Source organism: Olivibacter jilunii (genome assembly GCF_900607235.1).
GTDB classification, from domain to species: Bacteria; Bacteroidota; Bacteroidia; order Sphingobacteriales; family Sphingobacteriaceae; genus Olivibacter; species Olivibacter oleidegradans.
This window is the reverse complement of sequence record NZ_LR027853.1, coordinates 246,067-262,662: the sequence shown is the minus strand read 5'-3', so window position 1 is coordinate 262,662 and position 16,596 is coordinate 246,067. Positions and strand designations below refer to the sequence as shown.

Below are 16,596 nucleotides of genomic sequence, written 5' to 3'. Positions count from 1 at the left end.
TCATCTATGTTTGGCAAATGTAAACTTTTTATAAAAAAAATTCAAAGTTTTTGAGGTTTTATTGTCAAAATAATGACAATCTTTTCGTTGGCTTAAATAGATAACAAAATTAAATTCTGTATTTTATCCAAAAACTAAAAAGGGGCCATCGGCCCCCTTTACATTTTGTATTGTCTTTAAACGGCTTTTCTTGTTATCGACACGTCTTTAAGTTGTTTTATGGACGCCATTTGATCATCTGCGCCAAAAACAGTATTACCAGCCACCAATACATTGGCCCCCGCTTGCAATAAAGATAACGAATTTTGATGGTTTACACCGCCATCAATTTCTATTAACAGATTTGGATTTCTATCCTGAGCAAGCAAACGCAATTCGCGAATGCGCCGGTAGGTGCTCTCTATAAATTTTTGCCCCCCGAAACCCGGGTTCACGGACATCATACAGACTAAATCAATATCTTCAACAATATCGCTCAATTGGGCGATCGGTGTGTGAGGATTAATCGCTACCCCTGCCCGACATCCCAATTCTTTAATCTTTTGTATAGTGCGATGCAAATGGATACAGGCTTCAAAATGAACGGAAATGTTGTTCGCGCCAGCCTCCTTAAATTCGTTTAAGTAACGATCCGGATCTACGATCATCAAATGCACATCCAAAGGTTTAAGGGCGTGTTGCTTTACGGCTTTTACAACAGGAAACCCAAAAGAAATATTGGGAACAAATACACCATCCATAATATCTACATGGATCCAATCAGCGTCGCTTTTATTGAGCATTTCAATATCGCGTTGAAGATTAGCAAAATCGGCAGACAAAATTGAAGGAGCTACTAAATGTTTCATTGGTAAAATCTTTTGTGAAGGACCAAAACGGTAGAAAAGCAAAAGCCATTGCTAAATGCTCAAACGCAAAGAAAGCAATGGCTTCTAGTATTTAACTATTGTTCTTGTTTATTTTCCGGTTCCTGCTTTTTTTCGGGACGAGGCAAAAGTGCTTTTCTGGAAAGCTTCAATTTACCTTGTTTATCGATATCTAACAGTTTAACCTTAACAATTTCACCGACTTGAAAAATTCCTTCCATGGTTTCATAACGTTTCCAATCGATCTCAGAAATGTGCAACAATCCATCTTTACCCGGTAAGATTTCGACAAAGGCACCGAAAGGCATAATAGATTTCACTTTGCCTTCGTAAACATCGCCTACTTCCGGTTTTGCTGCAATCGCTTTAATGCGCCTAACAGCGTCATCGATAGAAGTTTTATTGTCTGCAAAGACTTGTACGATGCCCTTACCTTCAATCTCCTCGATCGAAATGGTAGTACCGGTTTCCCTTTGCATTTCCTGGATGATTTTGCCTCCGGGGCCGATAATAGCACCAATAAACTCTTTATCAATTGTTAAGCTCACAATGCGCGGAGCGTGTGGTTTAAAATCTTCACGAGGAGCTTCGATCGTTTTGAGCATCTCGTTTAAGATATGTAAACGTGACTCCTTAGCTTGATATAGTGCTTCTTTTAGAACCTCCCATTTCAGCCCATTGATTTTCAAGTCCATTTGACAAGCAACGATACCTTTGCTAGTTCCAGTGACTTTAAAGTCCATATCTCCCAAATGATCCTCATCACCAAGAATATCACTTAATACCGCATACTTACCTGTTTTTTCATCCGTAATAAGTCCCATCGCGATTCCTGATACAGGCGCTGTGATTTTTACACCTGCATCCATAAGTGCCAATGTTCCGGCGCAAACGGTAGCCATAGAGGACGAACCATTGGATTCCAAAATATCAGAAACAACTCGTATCGTATAAGGATTTTCCTCTTGACTAGGCAGCACTTGTTTTAATGAACGCATCGCCAAGTTACCATGTCCAACCTCTCTACGACCCGGGCCACGATTTGGTCTCACTTCACCGGTGGAGAAACCAGGGAAATTATAGTGTAGGATAAATCGGCTATAGCCGTTAATAAATGCACCATCGATCATTTGCTCATCTTCCTTCGCCCCTAGTGTGACTGAAGTAAGCGACTGCGTTTCACCCCGGGTGAAAATTGCCGATCCGTGTGCGGCAGGTAAATAATCGACTTCACTCCAAATAGGTCTCACGGTACGCACATCACGTCCGTCGAGCCGTATACCTTCATTAAGAATGAGGTTTCGCACAGCATCATATTGTACGTCATGGAAATATTTCTTTGCTAAGAATACGGTTTCTTCATCCACATCTTCGCCCAATGTAAGGGCAAAAGCCTCTGCAATGTCAGCAAATTTGGCTGATCGCTCTTTTTTAGACAAACCGGATTTAGCAACGGCATACACACTGTCGTAAGTAGCTGCGTAAACACGTTCTTTTAATTCCAGGTTACTAGGTTCGTGGTTGTAAACCCTTTTCTCAAGTTTACCAACCATTTCTGCCAATTCGAGTTGTGCTTGTACCTGCACTTTAATAGCCTCATGGGCAAAAGCAATGGCTTCCACCATTTCTTCTTCGGAAATCTCCTTAGCCTCGCCTTCTACCATCACAATATCGTTGGCCGAACCTGCAACAATAAATTCAAGCGTAGCTCTCTCCAAGTCACTTAATAATGGATTAATTACGAATTTACCGTCAATTTTTGCTACGCGGACTTCCGAAATGGGTCCGTTAAAAGGAATATCGGAAACAGCTAAAGCTGCGGATGCCGCTAATCCCGCTAATGCATCCGGCATAATATCTTTATCAGCTGATATCAGTGTTATCATAACCTGTGTATCTGCATGATAATCATCAGGGAATAAAGGGCGCAGCGCTCGGTCAACCAAGCGTGAAATTAAAATTTCATAGTCGGATAAGCGTGCTTCTCTTCGCAAAAATCCGCCGGGAATGCGACCGGTTGCCGCATATTTTTCTTGATAATCAACAGATAGAGGTAGAAAATCAGTTCCTGGTTTTGCTTCTTGAGCGGATACCACGGTGGCTAAAAGCATGGTGTTCCCCATCTTAACCACAACGGAACCGTCAGCCTGTTTCGCTAATTTACCGGTTTCAATTTCGATCTGACGGCCATCGCCAATATCGAATGTTTTTTTAATTGCGTTATAACTCATGTTTTCGTTCAGTGATGCGTTGGTCGTCTTAAAAAACGCATCCATTTTTAATTATTAGACTCTTATTTTGCCACAAAGGTAAATAAAAAAAGCCATCACTTTATAGTGTGGCTTCTGTAAAATGTATAGGGATTTGACCAATCGGACCCTCATTATAACTATGGGCTCGATCGGCCATAAAAGCTTCTTAATATTTGTATTTGCAATTAAAATCCATAACGTACACCTAATTGGAATTGGTAAGGATTTCCTGAAGGATTCACAATGCCTGTATTGTTTACACGGTAGTTATACTGTTGCGTTGCTGCATCAAAACCAGTCAAGGCATACAAAGCTTGATTTCCTAAAGATTCGTTTGCTCCCCAAGTCTTTTTAAACAGATTAGCGACATTAAAAATATCACATGATAATTCCAACGAGTGTGTTTTGTAGAGCATAAACTTTTTTGTTACCCTTAAATCAATCACTCCATAGAACCCATTAACACCGCCATTTCTCTCTGCAATTTTACCCGAATACTTGTTGATATAATCCTTTAAACTTTGGCTTGCTTCCGGATTATCCAATAAAGCTTGTAAACCCGTACGTATCTGTTCGGCAGTGCTCGGGTCGTTCCGATCGAAAACGAACGCTAAGTCATTGTCATTGGTAACAAAGTCACCATTGGTATTACCACCAGCCAGAAGACTGTAGCGGGTACCTGCAACACCGGAATAACGAATGCCGATATTGAAACCATGGAAACTAGGTGAGGTACCATAGAAAACCACCTTATGCCTAAACTGACTGTTCGAATAACTCATCACGCTAAGATCACGCGGATCATCTTTCACCGGAAGGGATAAGGTCGCTGAATTTGCCACATTTCCATTATAAGATGTATTATCCTTGGTGTCATTCCATGTATAGCTTACCGATATCTCTCCATCTTTAAAGTATTGATAGGTACCGTCAACCACCACCGCAAATTGATTTACTTTCCCTTCGCTATTCAATTCGAGCACGCGGCCAAAGCGATCACTAATTCGCCCGGCTTTCCAATCGGCAGCTCCATTAACGATGGCCCTCGCCGGTACATACACGCCACGGTTATCTTCGTTACTTAAGCGAAAAAACGGATCAGCTACCATATTGCGATCTACATACATATAGTTGTTTCTTCCTAATGTAGCATAACCTGTCACACCTACTTTCAGTTTATCGGTGATAAAACGGGTGTAAGAGATGTTCCCCTTGTAAACAATTGGAATTTTAGCATCCGACGAATAGGTATTAATGGTTGGCACCTGGTAGTCTGCATAAGTCGGAATAGTAGACGGGTCATTTCTATAGGCAATGAAATCGGGCCTTAATATAGAAGCATCCCTTACATCCACCGTAGCAAAATGTCGACCATCAAATGTTAAATTATTAATGGTCATGTAATTATTGATATCCGAAGCAAAGACACCTGCTCCTAGGCGAATATAATCCCTATGTTCCTCATTAACATCCCAGGTAAACTGGAAGCGTGGCTGTATTACAAAAGATTTCAACTTATGATCGGTACGTACGCCTAAGGCATCGTATAATTCCTGGTTTAAAGGTGATTTTGGATAATGCCCGTAATCCACACGCAAACCGGCCATCATTTCCAGACCTGTGGCTAACTTTGTTTGCATTTGTCCGTATATACCTGCATTAAAAATCTTTCCAACAACAGTTGGGTCTGCTACCAAAGGGACTTCACGGTAGAACGCATAAGGAGCGAGATTATTAAAGTTCTCTAAAGCCGTAGCTCCGGGGGTAGTCTCCGTTGCCGCTGTTGGCCTAAATTGGAAACGTCCATTCACCTCACTACCATATAATGATTTGGCATGCGTATACATCAAGTCGACGCCAAATGTATAATTGATTTTATCGGTATTATAATAAATGTTATCGATCAATTGAATCACATTATTTGTAAACCCTTCTTGCGCAAAGCGATGGCCACCTAATTGAATGTTGGTGAACAAGTTGTCTTCGCCAACCTGGGAAGCCACGTTTTCAACAATAGCACGTGGAATATTGGCTTCCGGTAATTGACTACCCGGACTACTTTTTTGATAGGTATATAAGTGTTGCACTTTCAGTTCATTGGTGAGCCGAGGACTTAGTGTTGTACGTAAAGTAGCCAAAAAGCTATTATCAATATTCTTATCATCTCCATAAGACTCATACAAATTAATTCGCGTGTTATCGGCTAAACCTAATTTATTTCGGTCGTTGGTATAGTTATCACGGATTGTTAATAAGTTACGATCATTCAACTGCCAATCAATACGGGCAAAAACAGCGTCGGATCCTCTTTTTTTTCCGAAAGAACCGTATTGTGGACCAGCACCTAAACCGTATTTTGAACGACCGATTTCGACAAATTCATCCAATGTCGATTGTGTAACATTAAAACGTCTTTCATCTGTAGGGGAATTGATATCTGCAATAATTAAAGGTCTTGCGTCCCGCTGATGATCCCAAGCTACAAAGAAGTGAACCTTATCTTTAACAATGGGCCCTCCCAAGGTAAAACCATATTGATAAGTAGAAAAATCATCATTGCGTTTATTGCCACGGATGTCATAAGGACTCGATAACCAGTCGGCACGCATGTAATTCCAGGCACTACCACTCAGTGTATTCGTACCAGCTTTGGTTACAGCGCTGATAGTACCACCTCCAGCGCGCCCCAATGTAACATCATATTGATTGGTCACAACTTTAAATTCGCGTACCGCTTCAATGGAAATTGAAAAGGGTGCACCGCTTCGACTGGTTGTAGATCCCGCCGAGGTGGGATTCTTCGAATTCATCCCATCAATTGTAAAGTTGGTTGATGAGCCCAATTGCCCGGCGATGCTTCCTCCACTTGCCAAGGGCGATAAATCGGTAAGGGAAGTAAAATTCCTCCCATTAACCGGCAAGCGGGTCACATCCTTAGCACTAACCGCGGTTGCCGCTCCAAGATTCTCAATCTTATCCTTCAAACCGGTGGCAGCAGTTATTTCTACCGCATCTAAGTTTTGGGAAGATTCAGCCATCTTTACACTAATACGAACCACATCTCCCTGATTGAGGGTATACCCTGTACGGATTTGCTCGCCATAACCTATAAATTGTACACGTACCGTATAGGGTCCTCCCAGTGGCAGTTCTTTAAAATTGAAATCACCGCTCGTGCTGGTAGACGTTTTTGTCGTAAATCCGGTTGATTCATTTCGCACCTGAACCGAGGCACCCGCTATGGGTTGATCGGTTTCGTCACTGACTTTTCCGGCGATAGAGGCTTGCGTAGTCTGTGAAAAGATCGGCTGTTTAGCAATTAAAAAAATAAATAGTAGAAGAATTAGCTGTTTCATCTCAATTTTTTGCGATATAGTATTCGACAAAACTATTCTCTCTGTGTTAATTCTTTAATGCTTTTATATTAACAAATCATCAGCGCGATTTAGACGAGTCAGCTCTTTTGGCTGTTTACATCAGTATAACCCCTCAAGCACTCAGCAGGATCCGCTGCCTAGTTTCTCAACCGATAACCTCTTACTTTCAGCTAATTCGTATCAGAAAAATTAGCGAGTTATGCAACCTTTTAGGGTATTTCTACGTCTTAAGGCAATTAGTTCAAAACATCGATTCAAGGCAATGAAAATACAATGGCTCTCAATTTTTTTTCTCTCCCTTAGTAACTATGCACTCGCTCAACAGACGGGAACGTCAGTTCTTGAAAAATTTCTTCAGGAGAAAGACTTTTTAAAACTAGAAGCAAGCTACAGACAACAAAAGGACACGCTTTCTGAACTCAATAGCCTATATTACGGAGCATTTATTGACAATGCTTCAAACCGATGTACACAATCTGCGAAAAAAATTGAAAGTCTACTAAAATACCATAAAAGTGAACTGACACCGCAGACTGCACCTCCATTATTAAACGTACAGATGGACAATTTCGTTAAATTGAATGCGTATCGCAAAGCGGCAAAAGTGGGCGAGCAAATCCTTGCTTCTTATAGCACTTTTTTAGACTCAGCCAAAGTTGCCGATTTGAAAAATACAATAAAACTATGGCGTGCACTGGAGAATGTCCCCCCTCAGCAGATTACGAAAGTAGAAAGTCGTGTAAAATGGACGAGAGACAAAATAGGGTTAATGAATATTCCGATCCGCATAGGAAATCAAGTGAGCGATTTCGTGTTTGATACAGGCGCGAACTTATCTACTATTAGTTTAAGTTATGCGCAAAAGCTGAAATTGAAAATCATAGCAACAAGCATCGATTTGGGAAGTAGCACTTCCATACAAAACCAAGCTATGCTCGCCATTGCACCAAGTATTTTTATTGATAAAACTGAGTTAAAAAATGTGGTTTTTTTAGTTCTTCCTGATAAAAACTTGCAATTCCCTCAACTCGACTTTGCTATTCACGGGATTATCGGATTTCCGGTAATGAACCTTTTACGGGAAGTACAAATTGCACGAGATGGCCAATTTTATATCCCTCCATCTGTTTCTAACAATGTTGGTCAAAACCTATTCTTAGACGAGCTAACTCCGGTTATTCAATTGCAAGTAGGAGATGACACCTTACTTTGCCACTTCGACACCGGAGCAATGAAAACAGAGCTCTTTAAAAAATATTATGATGCTAACAAATCAAAAGTGGAAAGCGAAGGCAAGATCGACAGTATCGGTAGAGGCGGCGCAGGCGGTGTGCATAAAATTGAGGTCTACAAAATACCTTTGTCAACTTTTACTATTCAGGGCAAAAAAGTGGCACTTGCTAATTTGCCGGTGTTAACCGAATCTGTTGGCGACTTTGATGCGCATTTTTATGGCAACATCGGTCAAGACATTATAAATCAATTTAATAAAATGACTATCAATTTTCAATCTATGTATATAGACTTCAATTAACCAAGTCCCCAAAAAAACAATAGCTTTATAGTCCTCCAATTGCTTATTAACAACCCTTTTGTTAAGTTTGAAAAAGATGAAAGCAGATAACTATTTAGTTGACTTTGGTGACCTTGATCCCATCACTTATATTCACCTACGAACCGCAAGCGGCTTAAGTGCCAAGACATTGGAAGCAGCTCAAATAGGATTGGCAAACTCAATTTGTTCGGTAATCGCGTTAGATATCGATAATAATCAACCGGTGGGTATGGGGCGTATTATTGGCGATAAAGGATGCCATTGCCAAATCGTTGATATTTGTGTACTTCCCTCCCATCAGAAAAACGGATTAGGTAAGCGGATTATGAAGAAACTAAAAGAATATATAGACAATGCATTGCCTGCTTCTTGTTATATTAGCTTAGTGGCAGATGGCGACGCTTATAAGCTATACGCTCAATATGGTTTCGAGGAGGTTTGGCCTACATCACGAGGAATGGCCCTCTTAAAAAAATAAGTATTTCCGCATAGTATGAAAAGAATCCTGATCTTATTATTGTTATTAAATGGCTTAATTGCTCGATCACAAACAAAAGACATTCTTCCTTTTACGTTGACTTCTTCCGGACACCTTGTGATCGAGGCAACGGTGAATGGCATTAAAGGAAAATTCATCTTCGATACCGGTGCCGGCCTTCATCTGTTTTTTAAAGATTTCGCCAAAAAGCTGCAAGTAAAAGATTCTTATAATATCTTCGTCGCTCATCGGGCAACCGGCGAAGCTATAACAACACCAATTTATTATGCCAAAGATTTAAGGATTGGCAATCAACTATTCGAAAATCAAATTTACAGTACGTTCGACTTAACGCTGGATGGGATTGATGGTTTGATTTCACTTCAAGCTTTTCAGAATACTCCCATTACCATTGACTATAAAAATAAGACAATCTCTTTAGGCGAGCTGGATATAAAGGATAAAAAAAAGTATATTGATATTCAAATAGCAAACCATGCAGATAAGGCTTTAGATATTTTCACATATGTAACATTGAACAATAAGATAACGATCCAAGTGGCGCTGGATGCGGGAGCGGGTCAAAACTCATTTTGGATTCACTCAAAATTCATGAAAACACTTGAATTAGATAGCAATCAGTTTGAGAGCTATGCTAAAAAAAGTGAATTTGATTCACTTAAAACCAATCGATTTTTTATCGGTTCCATTGAGTCAATCAAAACAGCAAATAATACCGCCCATATAAAAGCACCGAAGGTATCTTTTGTAGAAGGTCTGATTTATGAAGGTAAGACCAGCATTGACTGGTTGGGCAAAAAAATAGCCATTAGTCTTCCTGAAAAGAAGATTTTTATTCTAGAGTAAATGCCGCAATATTCATAGCTATCATCAATGTATCAACTCCATTCAACCGATTACGTTTTGGTGGTATACAATATAGATTATTAACTACGTGACGGACGCGACGGGAACAAGGAGCATATTAAGGCAACAAACACCAATAGCAATATATTCGCTATTGTCGTTATGCTGTATGCCTGAAAGTAGGACGCTTCGGCCTCCCTGTTGTCTAACACACTGAAAAACAATCCGCCAACAACACCTACACCTAGAGCAATCGAAATTTGTTGAACGGTTAAATAGAGGCCTGATGCTGCGCCTGCAAATTGCGAAGCAATGCTCTTAAGTGACAGGGTGAACATGGTTGGTAGCACCGAACCACAACCCAGTCCATAAACAAACAACACGGGGAGAACTTTCATCGTCTGCAGATTACCGTCTCGTAGCACCAAGAGATGCAAGAAAAGAGAACCAATCATACAGGAAATCCCTCCTATTAACACCCATTTACCAAAACGTTGTACCAGTTTTATTGAAAGAAAGGAAGCAATGACATATCCGAGGCCTTGGAATACGAAATAAAGCCCGGTCATTGAAGAACTTACATGAAGGCCCTTTTGAAGATGCATCGCGTTGATAAGAAAGTAAGAATCTTGCACCATATAATAAAAAATCGCAGCAAATAACCCAATAGTAAAATACTTGTTACTAAATAAATCGAAACGGATCAGTGACTCCTTCTTTATTCTCATGCAATGACGTTGATTATAAACAAAAATCAAGAATATCGGTATGGACAGAATCAATAAAAAGATGCTCCATTTGGGCCAATTTAGTTCGCGCCCTTGGATAAGCGGATAAATAAAAGCGATCAAAGCCAACATAAGAAGCACAACCCCGGAAAAGTTAAAGGTTGTTTTCTTGTGCGTTTGAGCAGTCTTATCTATTGATGGCCTCTCTTTGTCGTTATACAGAAAACGATAAGCCATATAAGAGGCAACAAGACCAATTGGAAGATTAATCAAGAATATAAGACGCCAGCCAGCAACAAAGAAATGGGTATCTGGTAATACACCGCCCAAAAATTGTCCGATGACGGATGCCGTGCCCGCAATACTGCCATAAATACCTAGAGCTTTCTCTCGCTCTTTGGGATCCGGAAAAAGCACCGGTATAAAAGCGACACCCTGAGGGACCATAAAAGCAGCACTTATTCCTTGCGCCAATCTACTTAGATTTAACTGCCAGGCATTTTGAGCAAAGCCGCAAGCACAGGAAGCGATGGTAAAAATTAAGATACCCGCAATGAATACACGCTTCTTTCCAAAATAATCACCAGCCCTACCTCCCGTTATAAGAAACGACGCATAACCAATAACATACAATACGATTACCAATTGAATATCACCGTCCGATCCTCGAATCCCCTCTTTAATGGAGGGTACGGCAACGTTTACGATAAAAAGGTCGATGACAGATAAAAAAATCGCTGAGGAAACAATGAGAAGGAGAAACCACTTATTATTCATTTTATTCATATAACAGTGTTTTGAAGCTTTCTATTTTGTATGTTAAGCCTATTAGATTGCTCTTATTTACTTATCTTTAGAAATCGAAAGTGAGGGATTTCAGCGTATTACACAAGTAGTTTGGTAAGCGATACTAAGTATGGAAAAGAATACTATTATTGATAATGAGCATCTTGAAAATGAGAAAAAAACAAGTTCGAAAGAAAATAACTGTGCCGTGACAAATGTTTTTAAGGTAATTGGAGGAAAATGGAAGGTTTTGCTTATTAATGCTATTTATAGTAACTGCCCTAAAAGATTTGGAGAATTGAGACGGGAAATGGAGGACGTTACGCAAGCAACATTAACCACCCAGTTACGCGAATTGGAGCGTGATGGCATTATTTGCAGAAAGGCTTACGCTGAATCACCTCCACGTGTCGAATATAAGTTAACAGATCTTGGAAAAACACTTATGCCTGTTATCCGGTCGTTGGAAGATTGGTGGCATGCTTACACCAACTGTAGGGACATACACAATGAATAACACCTCAACCTTTATCGGCTTAAGTAAAAAACGATGCACCTAAAACTGAATCAATGCGATTATATATGAAAAGATTTCTGACTCTTTTGATGGTGTTTACTATCTATTCTTCCTTTACAAAAAAAGAAACGGTATGGTTAGCCTTGGGCGATTCCATTACCTATTTGAACGATCATTTAAACGAGACGGGCAATAGGGTCCATAAAGGCTATATGACTTATGTTACCGAAAAAAAGCCGTCTCTTCGTTATATTAACCAGGGGCATAATGGATGGACTGCTGTACGTATAGCCCAGGAGATTGAAAACCTCGGATTGGTGAAAGCAGATGTCTATACTATTTTTTTAGGCACGAATGATTGGTGGGCGGGGCTCACACTTGGTTCATTAAAGGACTATCAGCAAGGAACAGGAAATTCGACTGTATTTGGAGCATTTAAAACAATAACCGATAAAATCAAACAGTTAAATCGCAAAGCGGATATTATTCTAATTACTCCCATGCAACGAACAGATTTCGTCTACATTAACGATATGCATAATAATGCCTGGGGCTCTTACAAAGAGAAAAACGGACAGCATTTAGAGCAATTTGCCAACGCGATCATTAGCATCGGTAAACTGGAAGGATTCAAGGTAATAGATTTATTTCATAATAAGCAACTTGATTTAGCAAATTTAGTCCATTATAAAAGACTTAGGGATAAAACTAACGGCGCCTATAAAAATTTCAAATATCCTGATTATATTAACATTCCTTTTAATGCTGACGAAGATGAATACCCTTATCCGCCCCAGTCTATTAACATGACCTACGATGGGTTACACCCTTCGGACCGAGGCAATCAGCTTATTGCGGAGCAGTTATTAAGTATATTTAATGATCTGTAATAATCTCTCGCACAGAGCATAGTAGCTGTTTTCACGTTGTATTTTTTAAAAAAGAATCAACATTACCAGCCGAAAATTGTTCATAAGCTAACAACATCAATCAAAATAGTATGGACCAAGTATATAGTAAAGAACAAATTCAGGAAATTGCCGATGCAAGGCTCAATCAGCATAAGCCTGAACTTTCAAAAGGTAAACCATTTTCTTTCGAAATAGAAATCGGTAAAAGAAAATACAACGTCTCTTATCAACAGGATGACGAAGGTATTTGGAAATTTACAGACTTTAAAGAGGCTTAACGTATAAGGTCGGGGTTAATTGTTGCACAAACTCCGTAATGAAATATTTTGTTGGCAGTTTAGCAAAGGTGTTAAAATGCTTTATAAAGCATTTTGCTTGAATTCGACAGTTTGATGCCTTTGACTGAACCGGTACCCATAAAGGTATAAGCCATGCCAACAATTTTTGCATTCTTTGAAATTAAGGGCGCCTCAAAGGCTTTTTCATTATTTACATGAAACTGTAATACTTTTCCGTCCGATCTGCAAGCTACTTCAACCCAATTTGAAAGATCAGCACCAAATTTGGATAGATCTGTATATTTGCCCGAGATCACGGAATCGACTGTCATTAAATTCAAGTCTGACACACATCCTTTTATAGAAAGTGGAATGGCAATGGGCATTGCATCAGTGATAAGAAGAATATGAGAAAATTGACAGGCAGAACTGCCGTCATTAAAAGCATTTTTAACTTGAACTTCAAAAGAAAAATCACTCACTGAAGTAGGTTCAAAGTTTCCTACATTAAAAAATTTGACGACAGGTGGATTCGGGAGTAAACTTATTTTAGACTGTTCGACAATCCTAGCGGGTATACTTAGCTGGTTTTTATTGAGGTACCACTCTTTCTTTAAATAGATAGGTATCGGTTTACGGTCAATCGTGGCTAGCCAGCCATCAGTAGCAACTAGCAAAGGATGTTCCTTAACAACTTGGTCTCCAATGCTCAGCTTCGCGGTGTAATAACCCGGCTCATAATAAACTGCGGTGTGTGTATTTCCGTCCTTAGGAACCTGAACTCGTCGGTTTGCATCCCAAGTCTGCTGTATAAAGACCGAATCAACGATTGCCTTAGAAGCATCGTAAGTAAAAATGACCGAATTGGGAATACTTCTTGTGAGTGGTTTGCTACTAAAGGAAAAATCTTTTTCAGATAATGTAAAATGACTGGTTTTTGCCTTTTCTTCTTTTCTGTTCAAAAACGAAAAAATCACAAATAAACCAACTAATACCATTAACGACGAAAATATCAGCCTTGTTCTGAACTTTGAGGCATTCCTTTCTTTAGGCGGTGATGTTGGTGTCTCCTGCTTTGTTTGTTCATCATATTGTACCACAAAGGCTCGCCAATTTTCATAATCAATAAAATTCACAAGTGCATCTAACGTCGATATTGCCGGCTTTCCGTCATAACGGACCCTTCCCCAAACGCGTTTTAGGGTACTTGCGCTTAATAATACATTTGTTTTCTCGTAGATTAGATTGCTCAGTTTTTCGAAATCAGCGTTAGACCAATGTGAGCCATCACCCCAACCGACTTTCTTTTCGATCAAACGTAAACAAGCCAGCCTATATCTATCTTTATTTTCTATCATTTATGAAAAATGGTCGTATTTGAACAAGGTTGAACGAACTTGAATCGATCTTGGTTCATTCGTCCAATTTTAATCTTAATAAATTGGCCTTCATAAGACAAAGTTATTGAAAGATACCAATTTATGCGTAATATGATTAGAAGTTATTTTAAAACCGCTTGGCGAAATATCATCAAACACAAAGTGCAGAGCGCCATCAACATTTTGAGCCTTTCTTTGGGCATTACTTGTTACCTACTCATTTCGCTATGGCTATCGGATGAACAGGGCAAAGACAATTTTCACGAACAGCAAAGCAAACTTTACACTACCTACATAACTTCAACCGCTGACGGAAAAAAAGAAGCCACCTATGCCAGCCCATTTCGCGGTAATGGCACAGAAGTTACTTTGTTACTGGAAGATGCAAAAGAGCAAATTCCTGAAATAGAGCATCTTTCATTTTATATCGCAGCCTATGAATTACCATGGGGGCACCTGGAAACTTTTCAGCTAGGGGAAAAGAAAGTGAAATTAGCCGGTTCACGAGCAAGCAAGGATTTCTTTAAAATGTTTAGCTTTCCATTAATTGAAGGCGGGGCTGAAACTGCGTTGGACAACTTATATGGTGTTGCCATTTCTCGAAAAATGGCAGAAATCTTTTTTGGAAGTCCACGGGAAGCAATGGGAAAAAGTTTACGTTATGAAAATAAGTACAATTTTATTGTGACGGCGGTATTCGAAAATATTCCGAAAGAAAGCTCGCTTCAGTTCGATTACGTCTTTAATTGGGATGCGCAAAAGCGCTTACTGGAATGGGCTTCCAATAATATTTTTACCTATGTTCAATTTAAAAAAGATACTAATATAAAACAGGCTGAGAAAAAATTATCGCTACTGCTCGATACGAAATTGGAAAAACGAATAGGTATTCAAACCAAGCTGGGTCTACAACGATTTGGCGACCAATACCTGTTCAATCATTTTGTTGAAGGTGAACCAACCGGTGGACGTATAGAATATATACGACTATTTAAAGGGGCAGCCATCTTTATTCTCCTTTTGGCGTGTATCAATTTTATGAATTTAGCTACCGCCAGATCAGTAAAGAGAGCAAAGGAGGTAGGGCTTCGAAAAGTAGTTGGTTCGAATCGGACGAGTCTGATAGGTCAATTTTTTGGGGAATCCATCCTGTGTTGTGCTTTGGCAACAATATTGTCCGCTATACTTTTGTTAATTTTATTACCAACCTTTAATGGGTTGACAGGTAAAGAAATGGATTACCCATTTTTTCAACTTTCTTTTTGGATTGAAATCATCAGCCTAGTTCTTATAACAGGTATCATTGCAGGCATGTACCCTGCCTTATACTTATCTTCACTTAAGCCTATTCAGATCGTAAAAGGCATTAACTGTTCAGGAAAAAAAGCCATTCTGTTTAGAAAGACTACCACTATATTTCAATTCAGCCTCTCCTCTTTACTGATTATCGCTACAGTTGTTATTTCCAATCAAGTATCTTTCATTAAAAATAACAATTTAGGTTATGATCGCGAAAATTTGCTCTATGTTCGCATCGAAGGCGAGCTTTCTAAATTTGATAAATATTAATTATTTAAACAGAAAGCATCAAATTTACCTGGTATTAGTATGATTGATCGGAGTTCAGAAGCACCTCATGAAATGAGCTTCGAAACCACTACACCCATTGATTGGCAAGGGAAGCCCGACAATGCTTCCGTAGCGTTCAAGCCAGCTTCTGTCGGTTTTGACTTTGTCAACTTAATGAAGTTAACGATTACAGAAGGAAGGAATTTTTCAAGAAACATACAAACGGATTCTGCTGATGCTTTTTTGGTAAACGAAGAAGCCGTAAGGCAAATGGGATATAAAGATCCTTTGGGTAAATGGGTATCGGCCTGGAACAAAAGAGGACATATCATTGGTGTTTTAAAGGATTTCCATACGGAGTCTCTTCACGACCCAATAAAACCCCTAATCTTAGACGTAAAGGAATATGAGTATTTTGGTTTTATTATTGTTCGCACCAAACCTAATCAGTTAACGACCGCCTTGGCGAATCTGGAAAAAGTATATAATGAATTAAATCCAAACTTTCCCTTTATGTATCAATTTGCCGACCAAGAGTATGAAAACATGTATAAAAGTGAATTAACCACGTCGAGACTTGCTATTATTTTCGCGATATTGGCTATTGTAATTTCTTGTTTGGGGCTATTAGGCTTGGTAACATTCTCAATTGAACAACGTATCAAGGAGATAGGTATAAGAAGAATTATGGGAGCTACTATAAGTGGTATCGTTGGATTACTTTCCAAAGATTTTTTGAAGTTGGTCGTTATCTCCCTTTTTATTTCGATACCCCTAGGATATATATGGATGAACAAATGGTTAAATAATTTTGCCTATAGCATTCAACTCCGGTGGTGGATGTTTTTTATAGCAGGAATGGCTGTGCTTATAATTGCATTGCTTACCATTTCCATTCAGGTAATTCAAGCAGCTAGCGCTAAACCGGTGACGTCTCTGCGTGAAGAATAAGATTCCGATCGGTTAAAATGAACACATTAGCAAGTGTATCCACAATCTGTTTAAACAAAGAAGCCATTACGTTACACGTAAT

The 16,596-nt window shown here is 39.4% G+C and carries 13 protein-coding genes; 8 read left to right on the top strand and 5 right to left on the bottom strand.

From position 1 onward, the window contains the following. Positions 1–176: 176 nt before the first annotated feature. The 3 genes from rpe to E0E36_RS19445 form a co-directional block, all read right to left on the bottom strand. Positions 177–848, bottom strand: coding sequence for a ribulose-phosphate 3-epimerase (rpe, locus tag E0E36_RS19455; RefSeq protein ID WP_013666352.1), 672 nt, complete (start codon positions 846–848; stop codon positions 177–179). 95 nt (positions 849–943) lie between these two features. Continuing rightward, the gene (gene pnp, locus E0E36_RS19450; RefSeq protein WP_130857491.1) at positions 944–3,097 is read right to left on the bottom strand and encodes a polyribonucleotide nucleotidyltransferase; all 2,154 of its coding nucleotides are present in this window, start codon (positions 3,095–3,097) and stop codon (positions 944–946) included. Between the two features lie 206 nt (positions 3,098–3,303). Beyond that, a complete protein-coding gene (locus tag E0E36_RS19445; protein WP_207303788.1) occupies positions 3,304–6,474 on the bottom strand; it encodes a TonB-dependent receptor in 3,171 nt (1,056 codons plus the stop codon). A gap of 283 nt (positions 6,475–6,757) precedes the next feature. Here E0E36_RS19445 and E0E36_RS19440 point away from each other — a divergent pair, with 283 nt between their 5' ends. The 3 genes from E0E36_RS19440 (at position 6,758) to E0E36_RS19430 (ending at position 9,395) form a co-directional block, all read left to right on the top strand. Continuing rightward, a complete protein-coding gene (locus E0E36_RS19440) occupies positions 6,758–8,029 on the top strand; it encodes a retropepsin-like aspartic protease (RefSeq protein ID WP_165447035.1) in 1,272 nt (423 codons plus the stop codon). A 76-nt stretch (positions 8,030–8,105) separates the two neighbouring features. Continuing rightward, positions 8,106–8,528 carry a GNAT family N-acetyltransferase gene (locus E0E36_RS19435; protein ID WP_013666348.1) on the top strand — a complete coding sequence of 141 codons (423 nt, stop codon included), beginning with the start codon at positions 8,106–8,108 and terminating at the stop codon, positions 8,526–8,528. Positions 8,529–8,543: 15 nt separating this feature from the next. Next, entirely contained in the window at positions 8,544–9,395 is an 852-nt protein-coding gene (locus E0E36_RS19430; protein WP_130857393.1) for a retropepsin-like aspartic protease, read from the top strand. An 80-nt stretch (positions 9,396–9,475) separates the two neighbouring features. Here E0E36_RS19430 and E0E36_RS19425 read toward each other — a convergent pair whose 3' ends face one another. Next, a complete protein-coding gene (locus tag E0E36_RS19425; RefSeq protein WP_130857392.1) occupies positions 9,476–10,909 on the bottom strand; it encodes an MFS transporter in 1,434 nt (477 codons plus the stop codon). A 130-nt stretch (positions 10,910–11,039) separates the two neighbouring features. Between E0E36_RS19425 and E0E36_RS19420 the strand changes: the two genes are divergently transcribed. The 3 genes from E0E36_RS19420 (at position 11,040) to E0E36_RS19410 (ending at position 12,615) form a co-directional block, all read left to right on the top strand. Then, positions 11,040–11,426 (top strand): winged helix-turn-helix transcriptional regulator, encoded by a 387-nt coding sequence (locus E0E36_RS19420; protein WP_013666345.1) that lies wholly within the window; start codon positions 11,040–11,042, stop codon positions 11,424–11,426. 65 nt (positions 11,427–11,491) lie between these two features. Next, a complete protein-coding gene (locus E0E36_RS19415) occupies positions 11,492–12,316 on the top strand; it encodes an SGNH/GDSL hydrolase family protein (protein WP_165447034.1) in 825 nt (274 codons plus the stop codon). A 110-nt stretch (positions 12,317–12,426) separates the two neighbouring features. Beyond that, the gene (locus E0E36_RS19410) at positions 12,427–12,615 is read left to right on the top strand and encodes a hypothetical protein (protein ID WP_013666343.1); all 189 of its coding nucleotides are present in this window, start codon (positions 12,427–12,429) and stop codon (positions 12,613–12,615) included. A gap of 71 nt (positions 12,616–12,686) precedes the next feature. Here the strand turns inward: E0E36_RS19410 and E0E36_RS19405 are convergent, their stop codons facing one another. Then, positions 12,687–13,973 carry a hypothetical protein gene (locus E0E36_RS19405; RefSeq protein WP_130857390.1) on the bottom strand — a complete coding sequence of 429 codons (1,287 nt, stop codon included), beginning with the start codon at positions 13,971–13,973 and terminating at the stop codon, positions 12,687–12,689. A 123-nt stretch (positions 13,974–14,096) separates the two neighbouring features. On the opposite strand from E0E36_RS19405, the gene E0E36_RS19400 reads away from it, so the two are divergent. Next, positions 14,097–15,563 carry an ABC transporter permease gene (locus E0E36_RS19400; protein WP_130857389.1) on the top strand — a complete coding sequence of 489 codons (1,467 nt, stop codon included), beginning with the start codon at positions 14,097–14,099 and terminating at the stop codon, positions 15,561–15,563. A gap of 39 nt (positions 15,564–15,602) precedes the next feature. Continuing rightward, positions 15,603–16,514, top strand: coding sequence for an ABC transporter permease (locus E0E36_RS19395; RefSeq protein ID WP_130857388.1), 912 nt, complete (start codon positions 15,603–15,605; stop codon positions 16,512–16,514). Positions 16,515–16,596 lie beyond the last annotated feature (82 nt).

Bases quoted from the DNA above. Each gene is read 5' to 3' on its own strand.
- rpe (WP_013666352.1), bottom strand. From the start codon at position 848: ATGAAACATTTAGTAGCTCCTTCAATTTTGTCTGCCGATTTTGCTAAT.
- pnp (WP_130857491.1), bottom strand. From the start codon at position 3,097: ATGAGTTATAACGCAATTAAAAAAACATTCGATATTGGCGATGGCCGT.
- E0E36_RS19445 (WP_207303788.1), bottom strand. From the start codon at position 6,474: ATGAAACAGCTAATTCTTCTACTATTTATTTTTTTAATTGCTAAACAG.
- E0E36_RS19440 (WP_165447035.1), top strand. From the start codon at position 6,758: ATGAAAATACAATGGCTCTCAATTTTTTTTCTCTCCCTTAGTAACTAT.
- E0E36_RS19435 (WP_013666348.1), top strand. From the start codon at position 8,106: ATGAAAGCAGATAACTATTTAGTTGACTTTGGTGACCTTGATCCCATC.
- E0E36_RS19430 (WP_130857393.1), top strand. From the start codon at position 8,544: ATGAAAAGAATCCTGATCTTATTATTGTTATTAAATGGCTTAATTGCT.
- E0E36_RS19425 (WP_130857392.1), bottom strand. From the start codon at position 10,909: ATGAATAAAATGAATAATAAGTGGTTTCTCCTTCTCATTGTTTCCTCA.
- E0E36_RS19420 (WP_013666345.1), top strand. From the start codon at position 11,040: ATGGAAAAGAATACTATTATTGATAATGAGCATCTTGAAAATGAGAAA.
- E0E36_RS19415 (WP_165447034.1), top strand. From the start codon at position 11,492: ATGAAAAGATTTCTGACTCTTTTGATGGTGTTTACTATCTATTCTTCC.
- E0E36_RS19410 (WP_013666343.1), top strand. From the start codon at position 12,427: ATGGACCAAGTATATAGTAAAGAACAAATTCAGGAAATTGCCGATGCA.
- E0E36_RS19405 (WP_130857390.1), bottom strand. From the start codon at position 13,973: ATGATAGAAAATAAAGATAGATATAGGCTGGCTTGTTTACGTTTGATC.
- E0E36_RS19400 (WP_130857389.1), top strand. From the start codon at position 14,097: ATGCGTAATATGATTAGAAGTTATTTTAAAACCGCTTGGCGAAATATC.
- E0E36_RS19395 (WP_130857388.1), top strand. From the start codon at position 15,603: ATGATTGATCGGAGTTCAGAAGCACCTCATGAAATGAGCTTCGAAACC.